This window comes from Caenimonas sedimenti (genome assembly GCF_007833165.1).
Taxonomy (GTDB): domain Bacteria; phylum Pseudomonadota; class Gammaproteobacteria; order Burkholderiales; family Burkholderiaceae_C; genus Ramlibacter; species Ramlibacter sedimenti.
The window spans coordinates 23,970-39,995 of the sequence record NZ_VOBQ01000004.1 but is presented as its reverse complement, the minus strand read 5'-3'; the positions used below and the strand labels follow the sequence as shown (position 1 = coordinate 39,995).

General features: G+C 66.6%; 15 protein-coding genes. 8 read left to right on the top strand and 7 right to left on the bottom strand.

Going from position 1 to position 16,026, the window contains the following annotated elements:
* Nucleotides 1–46: 46 nt before the first annotated feature.
* The 7 genes from rpsA to FN976_RS04775 all read left to right on the top strand — a co-directional run bounded on the left by rpsA (nt 47) and on the right by FN976_RS04775 (nt 6,011).
* On the top strand, nt 47–1,738 hold the full coding sequence (rpsA, locus tag FN976_RS04805) for a 30S ribosomal protein S1 (protein ID WP_145891553.1): 1,692 nt from the start codon (nt 47–49) through the stop codon (nt 1,736–1,738).
* 111 nt (nt 1,739–1,849) lie between these two features.
* Entirely contained in the window at nt 1,850–2,155 is a 306-nt protein-coding gene (locus tag FN976_RS04800) for an integration host factor subunit beta (protein ID WP_145891551.1), read from the top strand.
* Nucleotides 2,156–2,184: 29 nt separating this feature from the next.
* A complete protein-coding gene (locus tag FN976_RS04795; protein WP_145891548.1) occupies nt 2,185–2,484 on the top strand; it encodes a LapA family protein in 300 nt (99 codons plus the stop codon).
* Nucleotides 2,474–3,607, top strand: a complete 1,134-nt coding sequence (gene lapB, locus FN976_RS04790) for a lipopolysaccharide assembly protein LapB (protein WP_145891546.1) — start codon at nt 2,474–2,476, stop codon at nt 3,605–3,607. The genes FN976_RS04795 and lapB overlap by 11 nt, the downstream gene beginning before the upstream one ends.
* On the top strand, nt 3,607–4,536 hold the full coding sequence (rfaE1, locus tag FN976_RS04785; RefSeq protein WP_145891544.1) for a D-glycero-beta-D-manno-heptose-7-phosphate kinase: 930 nt from the start codon (nt 3,607–3,609) through the stop codon (nt 4,534–4,536). Before lapB ends, rfaE1 begins: the two co-directional genes overlap by 1 nt.
* Nucleotides 4,533–5,540: an ADP-glyceromanno-heptose 6-epimerase gene (gene rfaD / locus FN976_RS04780; protein ID WP_145891542.1), complete on the top strand. Its 1,008-nt coding sequence runs from the start codon at nt 4,533–4,535 to the stop codon at nt 5,538–5,540. Before rfaE1 ends, rfaD begins: the two co-directional genes overlap by 4 nt.
* A gap of 144 nt (nt 5,541–5,684) precedes the next feature.
* The gene (locus FN976_RS04775) at nt 5,685–6,011 is read left to right on the top strand and encodes a ComEA family DNA-binding protein (protein ID WP_145891540.1); all 327 of its coding nucleotides are present in this window, start codon (nt 5,685–5,687) and stop codon (nt 6,009–6,011) included.
* 92 nt (nt 6,012–6,103) lie between these two features.
* Here the strand turns inward: FN976_RS04775 and FN976_RS04770 are convergent, their stop codons facing one another.
* The 7 genes from FN976_RS04770 to FN976_RS04740 form a co-directional block, all read right to left on the bottom strand.
* Nucleotides 6,104–9,745: a hydantoinase B/oxoprolinase family protein gene (locus tag FN976_RS04770; protein ID WP_145891538.1), complete on the bottom strand. Its 3,642-nt coding sequence runs from the start codon at nt 9,743–9,745 to the stop codon at nt 6,104–6,106.
* The gene (locus tag FN976_RS04765) at nt 9,742–10,719 is read right to left on the bottom strand and encodes a TRAP transporter substrate-binding protein (RefSeq protein WP_145891535.1); all 978 of its coding nucleotides are present in this window, start codon (nt 10,717–10,719) and stop codon (nt 9,742–9,744) included. Before FN976_RS04765 ends, FN976_RS04770 begins: the two co-directional genes overlap by 4 nt.
* Nucleotides 10,720–10,749: 30 nt before the next feature.
* Nucleotides 10,750–12,060: a TRAP transporter large permease gene (locus tag FN976_RS04760; protein WP_186510748.1), complete on the bottom strand. Its 1,311-nt coding sequence runs from the start codon at nt 12,058–12,060 to the stop codon at nt 10,750–10,752.
* Nucleotides 12,061–12,072: 12 nt separating this feature from the next.
* Nucleotides 12,073–12,606, bottom strand: coding sequence for a TRAP transporter small permease subunit (locus FN976_RS04755; protein WP_145892334.1), 534 nt, complete (start codon nt 12,604–12,606; stop codon nt 12,073–12,075).
* Nucleotides 12,607–12,695: 89 nt separating this feature from the next.
* A complete protein-coding gene (locus FN976_RS04750) occupies nt 12,696–13,664 on the bottom strand; it encodes a TRAP transporter substrate-binding protein (protein WP_145891533.1) in 969 nt (322 codons plus the stop codon).
* 11 nt (nt 13,665–13,675) lie between these two features.
* Nucleotides 13,676–14,473: a putative hydro-lyase gene (locus FN976_RS04745; protein WP_145891531.1), complete on the bottom strand. Its 798-nt coding sequence runs from the start codon at nt 14,471–14,473 to the stop codon at nt 13,676–13,678.
* A gap of 101 nt (nt 14,474–14,574) precedes the next feature.
* Nucleotides 14,575–15,453 carry a LysR family transcriptional regulator gene (locus FN976_RS04740; RefSeq protein WP_145891529.1) on the bottom strand — a complete coding sequence of 293 codons (879 nt, stop codon included), beginning with the start codon at nt 15,451–15,453 and terminating at the stop codon, nt 14,575–14,577.
* A 34-nt stretch (nt 15,454–15,487) separates the two neighbouring features.
* On the opposite strand from FN976_RS04740, the gene FN976_RS04735 reads away from it, so the two are divergent.
* The gene (locus FN976_RS04735; protein ID WP_145891527.1) at nt 15,488–16,021 is read left to right on the top strand and encodes a TRAP transporter small permease; all 534 of its coding nucleotides are present in this window, start codon (nt 15,488–15,490) and stop codon (nt 16,019–16,021) included.
* The last annotated feature ends 5 nt before the right edge of the window (nt 16,022–16,026 follow it).

Here is a 16,026-nt window from a genome sequence, read left to right as displayed (position 1 = left end):
GGTTCAACCACTCAACCCCGCGGCCCCTGCCGCAAAGTCCACATCAATGTCTGAATCTTTTGCCGCCCTGTTCGAAGAATCGTTGCAGCGCTCGGAAATGCGCGCCGGTGAAGTCATCACCGCTGAAGTTGTCCGCGTCGAGCACAACCACGTGGTGGTCAACGCCGGCCTGAAGTCGGAAGCCTACATCCCGATCGACGAATTCAAGAACGACCAGGGCGAAGTCGAAGTCCGGGAAGGCGATTTCGTCTCCGTGGCCATCGACGCCATCGAAAACGGCTACGGCGACACCATCCTGTCGCGCGACAAGGCCAAGCGCCTGGCTTCCTGGATGAGCCTCGAGAAGGCCCTGGAATCCGGCGAATTCGTCACCGGCACCACCACCGGCAAGGTCAAGGGCGGCCTCACCGTCCTGGTCAACGGCATCCGCGCCTTCCTGCCCGGTTCGCTGATCGACACGCGTCCCATCAAGGACCTGTCGCCCTACGAGAACAAGACCCTGGAATTCAAGGTCATCAAGCTGGACCGCAAGCGCAACAACGTGGTGCTGTCGCGCCGCGCCGTCGTCGAAGCGTCGATGGGCGAAGAGCGCGCCAAGCTGATGGAAACCCTGAAGGAAGGCTCCATCGTCCGCGGCGTCGTCAAGAACATCACCGAGTACGGCGCGTTCGTCGACCTCGGCGGCATCGACGGCCTGCTGCACATCACCGACATGGCCTGGCGCCGTGTCCGCCACCCGTCCGAAGTGGTTCAGGCCGGCCAGGAAATCACCGCCAAGATCCTCAAGTTCGACACCGAGAAGAACCGTGTCTCGCTGGGTCTCAAGCAGATGGGCGACGACCCGTGGCTGGGCGTTTCGCGCCGCTACCCCCCGGGCACCCGCATGTTCGGCAAGGTCACCAACATCGCCGACTACGGCGCGTTCGTGGAACTCGAACCCGGCATCGAAGGCCTGGTGCACGTGTCCGAAATGGACTGGACCAACAAGAACGTGGCCCCGTCCAAGGTCGTGTCGCTGGGTGACGAAGTCGAAGTCATGGTCCTCGAGATCGACGAAGACAAGCGCCGCATCAGCCTGGGCATGAAGCAGTGCAAGGCCAACCCCTGGCAGGAATTCGCGCAGAACACCAAGCGCGGCGACCGCGTCAAGGGCCCGATCAAGTCGATCACCGACTTCGGCGTGTTCGTCGGCCTGGCCGCCGGCATCGACGGCCTGGTGCACCTGTCCGACCTGTCCTGGAGCGAAACCGGCGAAGCCGCCGTGCGCAACTACAAGAAGGGCCAGGAAGTCGAAGCCATCGTCCTCGGTGTCGACGTCGACCGCGAGCGCATCAGCCTGGGCATCAAGCAGCTCGATGGCGATCCGTTCTCCACGTTCACCTCCGTGCACGACAAGGGCGCCACGGTGACGGGCAAGGTCAAGACGGTCGACCCGAAGGGCGCCGAGATCGACCTGGGCCAGGACATCATCGGCTACCTGCGTGCCTCCGAAATCAGCCGCGACCGCGTGGAAGACGCGCGCAACGTGCTGAAGGAAGGCGACGAAGTGTCCGCCGTGGTCGTCAACATCGACCGCAAGACGCGCAACATCCAGCTGTCGATCAAGGCCAAGGACATGATCGACGAGCAGGGCGCCATGCAGAACCTGAGCCAGCAGTCCGCGCGTGAGAACGCCGGCACGACGAGCCTGGGTGCGCTGCTGCGCGCGAAGCTGGATAACTCGAGCGACAGCAAGTAAGCCAGGGAGAGCTGTCATTGCGGGCTTGACCCGCAATCCATGGTGGTCCACACGCCACCGTGGATCCCGGGTCAAGCCCGGGATGACACCCTTTTCGCGCACACGAACCCAATGACCCGCAGCGATCTCGTCGAAGAGCTGGCCTCCCGCTTCAGCCAACTCACCCACCGCGACGCGGAATACGCGGTCAAGACCATTCTTGACGCGATGGGCGAGGCGCTGGTGCGCGGCCACCGCATCGAGATCCGCGGCTTCGGCAGCTTCTCCATCAATCGCAGGCCGCCCCGCATGGGGCGCAACCCGCGTTCCGGCGAGAGCGTGCACATCCCTGAAAAGCGGGTGCCGCATTTCAAGCCGGGCAAGGCCTTGCGCGAGGCCGTGGACGAGCGCACGCAGGAACTCGAGGCCGGCAAATAGGCAGGCCCTAGAATCCGGTCGGGACGCCGATGAAATACCTCACGTGGCTGCTCAAGGCAGCCATTTTTTTTACCCTCTTCGCTTTCGCCCTGAACAACCAGCAGGACGCGACGGTGCATTTCTTCTTCGGCACGCAGTGGCGCGCGCCGATGGTGCTGGTCGTGCTGACCGCATTCGCCGTCGGGCTCGCCATCGGGGCGCTGGGCATGGTGCCGCGCTGGCTGCAGCACCGTGCGGCGGCGCTGCGCGCCAAGCCGCAGCCATTGCCCACCGCGCCGGCACCAGCCGCCGCCGAACCGCCGCCTGCCGGCCCCCCGCATGGACTTTGACCTCACCTGGCTGCTGTGGGGCCTGCCGGTCGCCTTCGGCCTCGGCTGGCTGGCGTCGCGGCTGGACCTGCGCCAGCTGCGGATCGAGAACCGCCTGGCGCCCAAGGCCTACTTCCGCGGCCTCAACTTCCTGCTGAACGAGCAGCAGGACCAGGCCATCGACGCGTTCATCGAGGCCGTGCAGAACGATCCGGACACCTCCGAACTGCATTTCGCCCTGGGCAACCTGTTCCGCCGGCGCGGCGAGTACGAGCGCGCGGTCCGCGTGCATGAACACCTGCTGTCGCGGGGCGACCTGACGCGGGCCGACCGGCATCGGGCCCAGCACGCACTGGCGCTGGACTACCTGAAGGCGGGACTGCTGGACCGCGCGGAAGAGGCGCTGCGCAAGCTCGAAGGCACGGCCTACCAGGAGCAGGCCCTGCTCGCGCTGCTCGCCATCTACGAGCGTTCGCGCGACTGGGCGCAGGCCTCCGAGATCGCGCGCAAGCTCGACGCCGCCGGCTCCGCGCAGTTCGGCGGCCGGCAGGCGCACTACCTCTGCGAGGAAGCCACCGCGGCCCCGCCGGAGGAAGCCGAGCGGCTGCTGCGGCAGGCCATGCAGGAGGCGCCCCAGGCGCCGCGCCCGCAGATCGAACTGGCAGCGCTCAAGCGGCGCGCGGGCGATGCGGAAGGTGCGTTCGCCCTGCTCTCCCGCCTGGCCCATGCGGTGCCGCTCGCCATTCCCCTGATGGCCCGGCCGCTGGCCGAGGCGGCGCTCGCCTGCGGCAAGCGCGACGAGGCACTGGAGATCCTGCAGGGCAGCTACGAACTCACGCCTTCGCTGGACGTGCTCGACGGCATCGCCGGCCTGGAGGCGGATCCCGCCGTCGCCCGCGCCTGGTACGTGCGGCACCTGGAGCGGGAGCCTTCGCTGGTGGCTGCCGCCAAATGGATCGCGGGAGAGAAGCTGGAGCACGAGCAGTTCCACCCCGACGTGCAGCGCGCACTCGATCACGCGGTGAAGCCGCTCACGCGTTACCGCTGCGCCGCCTGCGGCTTTGAAGCCAAGCAGCACTTCTGGCATTGCCCCGGGTGCCAGGCCTGGGACAGCTATCCCGCACGCCGGGTGGAAGAACTGTGATGACACTGACCAAGCAGCAACTCGCCCGTGCGCGGGTCCTCGTGGTGGGCGACGCCATGCTCGACCGCTACTGGCATGGCGCCGTGGACCGCATCTCGCCCGAGGCACCGGTGCCGGTGGTCAAGGTCACTCGCGAGGAAGAGCGCATCGGCGCCGCCGCCAACGTGGCCTACAACGTCTCCACGCTGGGCGCGCGCGCCAGCTTCCTGGGCGTCATCGGGGACGACGAGCCCGGCCACAAGCTGGAAAGGCTGCTGAAGGAAGCCGGCATCGCCGCCCACCTGAAGCGCGACCCCGGCCTGACCACCACCGTCAAGCTGCGCGTCATCGGCCGGCAGCAGCAGCTGCTGCGCATGGATTTCGAGAACGAGCCCGACCACGAGGTGCTCTCGTTGCAGAACGACTCATTCGCCGCCCTGGCGCCGGACCAGGACGCCGTGCTGTTCTCCGACTACGGCAAGGGCGGCCTCGCGCACATCCCGGCCATGATCGCCTCCGCGCGGAGCGCCGGAAAGGCCGTCCTGGTCGACCCGAAGGGCTCGGACTACCAGCGCTACCGCGGCGCCACCGTCATCACGCCCAACCGGGCCGAACTCCAGCAGGTCGTGGGCGCGTGGCACAGCGAGGAAGAACTGCGCACCAAGGCGCAGAACCTGCGTGAGGCACTCGGCCTGCAGGCCCTGCTGGTCACGCGCAGCGAAGAAGGCATGACGCTCTTCGACACCGCAGGCGAGCTGCATGTGAAGGCGCAGGCCCGCGAAGTGTTTGACGTCACCGGCGCGGGCGACACGGTGATCGCGACGCTCGCGGCCATGGTCGCGGCCGGGCTGTCCCTGCGCGACGCGGTGCCCATCGCCAATCGGGCCGGCGGCATCGTGGTGGGCAAGTTCGGCACCGCCACCGTCACTTACGAGGAGCTTTTCGCATGACCCGAGTCGTGGTCACCGGCGCCGCCGGGTTCATTGGTTCGAACATCATCCAGGGTTTGAACGCTCGCGGCATCGACAACATCATCGCCGTCGACGACCTGACGCAGGGCGACAAGTTCCGCAACCTGGCGGACCTGCGGATCGACGATTACATCGACGCCGACGAGTTCTATTCCATCTTCGCCGACGGCGGCTTCGGCAAGGTCGAAGCGGTGTTCCATGAAGGCGCCTGCAGCGACACCATGGAAACCGACGGCAAGTACATGATGGACAACAACTACGGCGTGTCGTGCACGCTGTTCGAGTCGTGCCAGCAGCGCGGCACGCGGCTGCTGTACGCCTCGTCGGCGGCGGTCTATGGCGGATCGGACACCTTCCGCGAGACGCCCGAGTTCGAACAGCCGCTCAACGTCTACGGCTACAGCAAGCTGCTGTTCGACCAGCGGATGCGCCGCGAGTGCGGCAAGGACTTCAAGCGCATCAAGCGCCAGGTGGCGGGTTTCCGCTACTTCAACGTCTACGGTCCGCGCGAGCAGCACAAGGGGCGCATGGCCAGCGTGGCCTTCCACCAGTTCAACCAGTTCAGCGCCGAAGGCAAGGTCAAGCTGTTCGGCGAGTACGGCGGCTATGGCCCGGGCGAGCAGAAGCGCGACTTCGTGTTCGTCGACGACGTGGTGGCGGTCAACCTGTGGTTCTTCGACCACCCGGAAAAGTCGGGCATCTTCAACCTGGGCACGGGGCGGGCGCAGCCGTTCAACGACGTGGCGACGGCGGTGGTGAATGCCTTGCGCGAAGGCCCGGCGCTCGACACGGCGGGCGCGGCCGCCGCGGGTCTCGTCGAGTACATCCCCTTCCCCGAAGCGCTGCGCGGCAAGTACCAGTGCTACACCCAGGCGGACCTGACGGCGCTGCGCGAAGCGGGGTGCGACCACGTCTTCGCCGACGTTGCTGCCGGTGTGGCGAGCTACATGAAAGTCCTGCAATCCGTCACCACGGGTTCTTGATCACTGTCGTTCCCACCGGCCCCGTCACGCAGGGCTTGTGACATCTGAACCCATGGGTTCCCTTCCCGCACGCGAGTGCATAGAGTCCGTTTGCCGACGATCCCGCGGCGAACAAATCACTCACACGAGGAAGAGAGGAACATCATGATCAAGCAACTCCTGGCCGTCCTGGCTTTGACCTTTGCCGGCAGCGCCTTCGCCGCCGCCGACGTGAACAAGGCCTCGGCCGCCGAACTCGACGGCATCAAGGGCATCGGCCCCGCGCTGTCGGGCCGCATCCTGGACGAGCGCAAGAAGGGCGCGTTCAAGGACTGGAACGACCTGATGGCCCGCGTGAAGGGCGTGAAGGAAGGCGCGGCCGCCAAATACTCGAAGGAAGGCCTCACCGTCAATGGTGAAGCCTTCAAGACGGCGGCGGCGGGGAACGAGAAGCCGGCGAAGGCGGGCGAGAAGCCGGCCGCGAAGAAATAGTCTTCGTAGGCTGGGGTGACCGCGCCAGCGGAACCCCAGCGGTTTCGTGAAGCGCTCGAAAGCTGGGGTTCGACTGCGCCGCTCACCCCAGCCTACGAACCGAACCCCCCGCCTCCCGGCGTGTGGATCTCGAAGATGTCCCCTGGTGCCATTTCGGCCTGGCCGATGTGGTCCAGGGCTTCGGTGCTCCCATCGGACCGCACCACGCGATTGATGCCCACCTGCCCCGGCTGGCCACCGGCCATGCCGAAAGCGCCGTGCTTGCGGCCGTTCGACAGGATGCTGGCCGTCATCTGCTCCAGGAAGCGCACGCGGCGCACGCCGCCGTTGCCGCCCTTCCAGCGCCCCGCGCCACCCGAGCCTTTCCGGATCTCATAGCTTTCCAGCCGCACCGGAAACCTGAACTCCAGGATTTCCGGGTCGGTCAGCCGCGAATTGGTCATGTGCGCCTGAACCACGCTGGTGCCGTCGAAGCCGCCGGTCAATTCACCCTTGTCGTCGTACACGCCGCCAGCGCCGCTGCCACCGGAGATGGTCTCGTAGTACTGGTAGCGTGCGTTGCCGAAGGTGAAGTTGTTCATCGTGCACTGCCCGGCGGCCATCACGCCCAGGGCGCCATACAGCGCATTGGTGATGCAGGTGGACGTCTCGACGTTGCCTGCCACCACCGAGGCTGGCGGATTCGGGTTCAGCATCGAGCCTGCCGGGATGATCACCTTCAGCGGCTTCAGGCAGCCGGCGTTGAGCGGGATGTCGTCGGCCACCAGCGTGCGGAACACGTACAACACCGCCGCCATGCAGACCGCGCGCGGCGCGTTGAAGTTGTTCTCCTGCTGCGGCGAGGTGCCGCTGAAGTCGATCTCGGCGCTGCGCTGCGCCGCGTTCACGCGGATCGCCACCTTGATCTGTGCGCCGTTGTCCAGGGAAAGGGTGAACTGGCCATCCTTCAAGCGCGTGATCACGCGCCGGACCGATTCCTCGGCGTTGTCCTGCACGTGCCGCATGTAGGCCTGGACGACATCGAGACCGAAGGTTTCGGTCATCTTGCGCAGTTCCTGCACGCCCTTCTCGTTGGCCGCGATCTGCGCCTTCAGGTCCGCCATGTTCTGCTCGGGGTTGCGGCTGGGGTGCTTCGCGCCGTTCGGCCCGTCACCGCGCAGCAGGGCCAGCATCTCCTTTTCGCGCAATACGCCGCGATCCACCAGTTTCACGTTGTTGATCTCGACGCCTTCTTCCTCGATGCGGGTCGAGAACGGGGGCATCGAGCCGGGCGTGATGCCGCCGATGTCGGCGTGATGACCGCGAGAACCCACGTAGAAAAGCGGGCGATCCGTCGCCGAGGTGCCCAGGTAGACCGGCGTGATGACCGTCACGTCGGGCAGGTGCGTGCCGCCGTGGTACGGGTCGTTCAGCACATAGACGTCGCCCGGCGACATGCGGCCCTGGTTCTCGCGGATCACGGTCTTGATGCTCTCGCCCATGCTGCCCAGGTGCACGGGCATGTGGGGCGCGTTGGCGATCAGGTTGCCGTCCGCGTCGAACAGCGCGCACGAGAAGTCGAGGCGCTCCTTGATGTTCACCGAGTAGGCCGTGTTCTGCAGCTGCAGGCCCATCTGCTCGGCGATGTTCATGAAGAGGTTGTTGAAGACCTCCAGCAGCACCGGATCCACTCGAGTCCCGGCCGCGAACTTCACGGCGCGCGCCACGCGGCGGTCCAGCACGATGTGGTCCAGTGCCGTGAGCTGCGCCTCCCAGCCGGGCTCGACGACCGTGGTGGCGTTCTTCTCCGCGATGATCGCGGGGCCGGGAATCACGTCGCCCGGCCGCAGGTCCTCGCGCACCACCAGCGCGGCCTCGTGCCACTGGCCGCCGGAATACATGCGCACCGTCTCCCGGCGCGGGACTTCACGCGCGGGCTGCACGTCGAACCGGGGCTCGGCCGGCGCGTCGCCGGCGACGATCGCCTCGACCGACACGGCCTCGACCATCATGGCCTTGCCCTGCATCAGGAAAGAGAAGCGCTGGCGATAAGCCGCCTCGAAGCCGGCGATCACGGTGCGCAGGTCACCGAAAGGCACGACGAGCGCGGAGTCGCTGCCTTCGTAGCGCACGTGGACGCGGTGCCGCACCTGCACCTCGTTGGCGCTCACCTGCTGGCGCTGCAGCTCGGCTTGCGCGGCCGCGCCCAGGGTTTCCAGCTTCTCGGCGACCAGGGGCAGGTTCTGCTGCGACAGCAGCAATTCCACCGCCTGTTCGCGGATCACCGTCTGGTCGGCCAGGCCCATCCCATAGGCGGACAGCACACCCGCCAGCGGATGCACGAACACGCGCGTCATGCCCAGCGCATCGGCCACCAGGCAGGCATGCTGCCCTCCCGCGCCGCCGAAGCACTGCAAGGTGTAGCGCGTGACGTCGTAGCCACGTGCGACGGAGATCTTCTTGATGGCGTTCGCCATCTGCTGCACGGCGATGTTGATGAAGCCTTCAGCGACCACTTCCGCGCTGCGTCCGGTCTTGCCTGCCAGTTCGTTGAACTTCGCTTCGACGGTTTCATGGCTCAACGCTTCGTTGGCCTTGGGTCCGAAGACCTTGGGGAAAAAGCGCGGCTGGATCTTGCCGACCATCACGTTGGCATCCGTCACGGCCAGCGGGCCGCCGCGGCGATAGCTGGCCGGGCCCGGATTGGCACCGGCGCTCTGCGGCCCGACGCGGAAGCGCGAGCCGTCGAACTGCAGGATGGACCCACCGCCAGCCGCGACGGTATGGATGCTCATCATCGGCGCGCGCATGCGCACGCCGGCCACCTGCGTCTCGAACTCCCGCTCGAACTCGCCGGCATAGTGCGAGACGTCGGTGGACGTCCCGCCCATGTCGAAGCCGATGACCTTTTCGTGCCCGCCCAACGACGCGGTGCGGGCCATGCCGACGATGCCGCCGGCCGGGCCCGAGAGGATGGCATCCTTGCCCTGGAACGCGTGCGCATCCGTCAAGCCGCCAGAGGACTGCATGAAGAAGATCTGCACGCCCGGCATCTCGCCGGCCACCTGCTCCACGTAGCGGCGCAGGATGGGCGACAGGTAGGCGTCGACCACCGTCGTGTCGCCGCGGCTCACGAACTTCATCATCGGGCTGGTGCCGTGCGAAGTGCTGATCTGCGTGAATCCGATCTGGAAAGCGATATCGCGCGCCGCTTGCTCATGCGCGGTGAAGCGGTAGCCATGCATGAACACAATGGCCACGCTGCGCAGGCCCTTGGCGTACGCGGCCTGCAGGGCCTGGCGCAGATGCCCTTCGTCCAGCGGCTGCACCACCTCGCCCTGCGCACCCACGCGTTCGATCGCCTCGATCACGTCGCTGTACAGCAGTTCCGGCAGTACGACGTGGCGGTCGAACAGGCGGGGGCGGTTCTGGTAAGCGATGCGCAGCGCGTCGCGGAAGCCGCGCGTGGTGACCAGCAGCGTGGCTTCGCCCTTGCGTTCCAGCAACGCGTTGGTGGCCACGGTCGTCCCCATCTTCACGCACTCGACCTGCTCGGGCGTGATCGGCTCGTCCGGCTTCAGCCCCAGCAGGTGCCGGATGCCGGCCACCGCCGCGTCCTTGTACTGCTCGGGGTTCTCCGACAGCAGTTTGTGCGTCACGAGCGTGCCATCGGGGCGCTTGCCGACCACGTCGGTGAAGGTGCCGCCCCGGTCGATCCAGAACTGCCAACGCGGAGAAGAAGTGCTCGAAGTCATTTCAGGTCGTAGAAGGGAATGAAGATTTCATTGGCCGCGTTGCCCACCGAGGCCACCCATTCGCGAGAGAACTTCTCGCCCAGGCGCTTCAGGTCGCGGCTCAGCTCGAAGGGCACCGGCTCCACCTTGATGCCGTTGCGGCGCAGTTCGACGGTGGCGCTGTGCGCGGCTTCCTGGCTCAGGGCGAAACCGCGCGCCTCCGCGCGGGCGGCGCTTTCGAGCACCACCTTGCGCGTGGCGGCGGGCAGCGCGTCGAAGGCTTTGGCGTTCACGAACACGATGTTCTTCGGGAACCAGGCATTGAGCTCATAGTAATGCGTCAGGCCGCCCCACACCTTGTTTTCGACGCCGGTCACGGCCGAGGTGATCATCGCGTCCATGCGGCCCTCCTTGAGCGCCGTCCCGACCTGCACCATGGCCACGTCGACCGGGACGGAGCCCAGCAGTTCGGCGATGCGAACCGTCGTCGGGTTGTAGGTGCGCATCTTCAGGCCCTGCAGGTCCCGCGCCTCGCGGATCGGCTTGTTGGTGTACAGCCCCTGCGGCGGCCACGGCACCGCATACAGCGGCTTCAGGCCGCGTTTGGCGAAGTCGCGTTCGATGCCGGGCCGCTGCAGCGTCCACATGCGCTGCACGGCCTCGTAGGTCCCCACCACGAACGGCACGCCGTCGGCCCCGGCCAGCGGCACGTCCTTGCCCATGCCCGACATGATGGCTTCGCCGGCCTGCACCTTGCCCGCGGCCACCGCCGCCGGGATCTCCGGCAGCTTCACCAGGCTGTTGTTGGGCGCCACCTCGATCTTCAGCTGGCCCCTGGTGGCGCTGGCGACCTCGCTGGCGAACGCTTCGATGTTCTGCGTGTGGAACGATTCGGCGCGGTAGCCCGTGGCGAGTTTCCACTGGATGGAGGGTTGGGCCAGGCAAGGCGAGGCCACCACGGCTGCCAGCGCAGCCGCGCACAGGATGCTTTTCATGGGAAGTCCTCTAAGGAAGGTGGCGCGCCGTCATTTGGCTTTGCCCATCAGAGCGTCCGGCACGACGGTGACGATCTGGGGGAACACGGTGATCAGCGCGATGCAGACCACCAGGCACAGGAAGAACGGGATGGCGGCACGGGCGATGAGGTTGCTGTCCTTGCCCGTCATGTTCTGCAGCACGAAGAGGTTGAAGCCCACCGGCGGGGTCACCTCGGCGATCTCCACCAGCAGGATCACGAAGATGCCGAACCACACCAGGTCGAAACCGGCCTTCTGGATCATGGGAAGCACGACCGCCGCCGTCAGCACGATCATGCTGATGCCGTCCAGCGCGGTGCCCAAGACCAAGTACACCACCACCAGGCAGCCGATCAGCGCATACGGCGACAGCTGCATCGCGTTGACCCATTCGGCCAGCTCGCGCGGGATGCCGGTGAAGGCCATCGTCTTGGTCAGGAAGGCCGCGCCCGCCAGGATGAACATGATCATGCAGCTGGTGCGCGCCGCGCCGGCCAGGCTGGACTGGAAGTTTGCCCAGTTGAGCGAGCGGCTCCAGGCGGCCAAGGCGAGCGCACCGACCACGCCATAGGCCGCGCATTCCGTGGCGGTGGCCCATCCGGCGACCAGCGACCAGCAGACGAAGGCGATCAGCAGCGCGCAGGGCACCAGGTTGCGTGACAGCTTGATCTTCTCGATCAGCGTGGTGGCCGCTTCGCGCGGCGGCATCTTGTGCTTGTGGCGCAGCGCCCACCAAGCGATGTAGCCGGAGAACAGGGCCATCAGCAGCAGCCCCGGCAGGAAGCCCGCCAGGAAGATGCGGATGATGGACGCGTCGGCCGCTACCGCGTAGACCACCATGGTGATCGACGGCGGGATCAGGATGCCCAGGGTTCCGGCGGTGGCCAGCGAGCCCAGTGCGATGTTCTCGTCGTAGCCGCGCTTCTTGAGCTCCGGCAATGACACCTTGGCGATGGTCGCGCAGGTGGCGGCCGAAGAGCCGGAAACCGAACCGAAGATGCCGCAACCCAGGATGGTGGTGTGAAACAGCCGGCCGGGCACGCGGTTCAGCCAGGGGGCGAGGCCACTGAACATCTCCTCGCTCAACTTGGTACGGAACAGGATCTCGCCCATCCAGATGAACAGGGGCAAGGCAGCCAGTTCCCAGGAGGCATTGCTCTCCCAGAAGGCGGAGAACAGGTTGAGGCCGGGCGGGCTGTTGGTGAAGAAGGCCTGGCCCACCCAGCCGCAGATGGCGAGCGTCATGGCGATCCACACGCCGCCGGCCAGCATCAGCAGCATGAGGCCCAGCAGGATGGCGCCGGAAATCAGGGTGTCCATGGTGGATGCCTCTCAGACGTCGGAAGAGAAATCGCCCTGCGCGTGCCGCTCTTCGACGAGGCGGACAAACGTGGGGACCCCGCCGCGCAGCACGATCACCAGCTCGTCGATGGCGGCAACCAGGAACAACAAGGCGCCGAAGGCGAAGCTGAGCTGCGGAATCCAGATGGGCACCGCCCAAAGGCCCTGCGCCACTTCCTTCATCTCCCAGCTCTGGTACGTGAAACGGCAAGCCCAATACGCCAGATAGCCGAGCGCGACAGTGGCGATGGCCAGGCACGCCACCTCGAAGCGCCTACGCACCGCGGGCGGTGCCCGCTCCAGCAGCAGAGTGACCCGGACGAAGTCACCATGCTTGAAGGCGTGCGCCATCGTCAGGAACGCAGCCGCGGCGCACAACCAGGACACCACGTCGTTGATGGCCCCGGTGGGAAAACCCAGTTGCCGCCCCAGCGATTGGAAGATCATCAGGGCGCAGATGAGCGCGATGCAGGCCGCGCCGAGCACCGCCGCACCGACGTAGAGCCGGTCGAGCGCTGTGCGCAGGACGGCACCGGCCGAGCGCCGCGGCGATGCCGTGGGCAGGACGGTAGAAGTGACGGTGGCGGTGTTCATGGCGGGCCTGCTTCGCTCTCTCACTTCGCGTGGAAAGCGTCGATGACCGCCTTGCCTTCCGCCCCGGCAGTCTTGACCCAATCGGCCGTCATCTGCTCGCCAAGGGTGCGCAGTTCCTTCTTGAGGTTGTCGGCGCTGGCATCGATCTTCATCCCCTTGGCCGCGAGTTCCTTCAGGTATTCGCCGTCCCTTTGCTCGCTGATGCTCCAGCCGCGCTTTTCGGCGGCCGCCGCTTCACGCAGGACGGCGTCCTGGGCCGCCTTGTCGAGGCTGTCGAAAGCCTTCTGGTTCACCACCACGGCATTGCGCGGCAGCCAGGCGGCGACGGCATAGAAGTACTTGACGCTCTCGTGCAGCTTGCTGTCGACGCCGCTCGCGCTGGACGTGAGGAAGTTGTCGACGCCGCCGGTGGCCAGGGCCGCCGGCAGTTCCGCCAGCTGGATCGTCACCGGCTGCGCGCCGAGTGCGCTGGCGATGTGCGAGGTGGCCGGGTTGTAGGCGCGCATCTTGGTGCCCCGCAGGTCCTTCAGGGCAGTCACCGGCTTGGCCGAGTACAGGCTCTGCGGGGGCCACGGCACGGTGTAGAGCAGCTTCACGCCCTGGGCCGCGAGCGTCTTCACCAGCACCGGACGGGAAGCGTCATCCAGCCGCTTGGAATCGGCATAGCTGGTGGCCAGGAAGGGGATGGAATCGACACCGAAGATCGGCGCCTCATTGGACGCGCCCGAGAGAATGAATTCCCCCGCCGGCACCTGCGCCGACTGCACGGCGCGCTTGATCTCGTTCGCCTTGAACAGCGAAGCGTTCGGGTGCACCGTGATCTTCAGCTTGCCGGCCGTGGCCTTGTCCACGCCTTCGGCGAACTGCTGGAGGTTCTGCACCTGGAAGGTGTTGGCACCGTAGCCGGACGGCAGGTCCCACTTGGTTTGGGCGGCGGCGGGCAAAGCGCTGCCCAGCGCGACGACGGCCGCGCAAATCAGACTCTTCATGAAAAGGGCTCCTAGAAGCTGGCTAGCTCGTGGTTGAGAAGATCGGTGATCAGCATCGCGCCGGGGGCGTGCGTGATGCAGAACTCGGGCCGCGCCTGGGTGATGGCCGCCTGCGGCGTGACGCCGCAGGCCCAGAACACAGGCAACTCGCCGGGGCCCACGTCGACGGCATCGCCGTAGTCGGGCCTGGCCAGATCGGCGATGCCGATCAGCGAGGGGTCGCCGATGTGCACGGGCGCGCCGTGCACGTCGGGGAATCGCGAGGTGACCTGGATGGCACGGATGACCGCGCCCGCCAGCATGGGGCGCATGGTCACGACCAGCGGTCCGTTGAATGGCCCGGCGGGAACGGTGGCGATGTTCGTGCGATACATCGGCACGTTGCGGCCCTGCTCGATGTGGCGCACGGGCAGGCCGGCGTCCAGCAGCGCCTGCTCGAAGGAAAACGAGCAGCCGATGATGAAAGTCACCAGGTCGTCGCGCCAGAGCTCGCGGATCTCCGTGGGCTCGGACACCAGCTCGCCGTGACGCCACACGCGGTAGCGCGGCACGTCGGTGCGGATGTCGATGCCGGCGCCCAGCGTGGGCAGGCTGGCATGGCCGGGCTCGGACACGGCCAGCACGGGGCACGGCTTGGGGTTGCGCTGGCAATAGCGCAGGAAGTGGTCGGCCTGCGCCGCGGGCAGGATCACCACGTTGCCCTGCACATGGCCTTCGGCCAGGCCGCTGGTGTGGCCCGTCCACTCGCCGGCGCGGATGGCCAGGCGGGCCCGGGCCGCCGGCGGAAGGGGTTCGAGAACTGCATTCATGGAGCGGATTCTGGAAGGTGCAACGCCCACTTACAAATTCAAAATCTTCCGATCACGTCATCGATTTTTTCGATGATCCCTCGGAACCTGCGGGTAAGTCCCTAAAACGCGGCTGCGAAGGCCGAGGCCGATTTCAGCACGCGTTCCGCGTTGGTGGTCGACGGGTCGACGCGGAAGTTGGCGTGGATGGGCAGCGGCGGCAGGGGCTGCTCGCAACGCAGCACCTTCAGGCCCGCCGTGTCCGGCAGCCGCTTCGCCGCCGCCAGTGGCAGCGTCGCGACGCCGAAGCCGCTCTGGACCAGCTGCACCATGGCGGAGATCGACGAGATCGCGTGCACCTTCCTGGGTTGCACGCCGGCGGCCTTCAGCTGGTCCAGCAGCGCCAGGTGCGGATGCGAACCGCGCTGGAACGTCATGAGGTCCATTTCGGCGAAGTCACTCATGCGGTACACGCGCTTGCGGTGCAGGCGTGCATTGCCCAGGAAGGTCATCTCCATGGTGGGCATCGCCTTGGTACGGACACCTTCGGCGTTCGCAGGCGAGGCCGTGAAGACGATATCGAGCGCGCCGCGCCGCACCAGTTCGATCAGCACCGGCGTGGTTTCCACCGACAGCTCCAGTTCCAGCGCGGGAAATTCGGCCCGCAAGCTTTCCACCCAGGGGATCAGCCAGGAATGCAGCACCGATTCGATGGCGCCGATGCGCACCTGCAGGCCCGGCGGTACCTCACCGCCCATCTCCAGCTTGATTTCGCGCTGGAGTTCCAGCAGGCGTCCGGCGTGCTTGAGGAAGCGTTGCCCCGCCATCGTCAGGCGGAATTGCTTGTCGCGCCGGTCCAGCAGCACCGTGCCCAGCTCCTCCTCCAGCGACGCGATGCGCGCCGACATGGCGGATTGGGTGATGAACAGCTTCTCCGCGGCGCGCGACACCGACTGGAGTGTGGCGACCCAGTAGAAAGCTTCGACAAAGCGCAGGTTCATGGGTGTACGGATGGGCTCTCCGCAATAATGCCTCATGCGCAAATTCCTCGACCGGATATATCTGGCGGCCGCCGGCCTCGCCGCCCTCTGTGTGCTCGCGATCTGCGTTCTCATGATCGGCCAGAGCATCCTCCGTGAATTCGGCGTCGCCACCGGCGCCACCAACGACTTCGTCGCCTGGCTGTGCGCCGCGGCCGCATTCCTGGCGATGGCGCATGCGTTCAAGCACGGCGACTTCGTGCGGGTCACGCTTCTCCTGGAAAAGCTGGCGCCCGGCCCCCGCCGCGCCTTCGAAGTGGTCTCCCTCGTCATCGCGTGCTTCGCCATTGGCTACCTGGCCTTCTGGGCCACCCGCTTCACGTACGAGAGCTGGCAGTTCAAGGACATGTCCAACGGGCTTGTCGCCGTTCCGCTCTGGATCCCGCAAGTCACCTTCGTCGTGGGCGCCTGGCTGTTCTTCATCGCGGTGCTCGACGAAATGGTGCTGGTGCTGAGGGGGAACCGGCCCACCTACGTGACCTCGGTGGAGGAACGCCACGCGCACGGCGACTTCTCCGCCGATCTCTGAAAGGC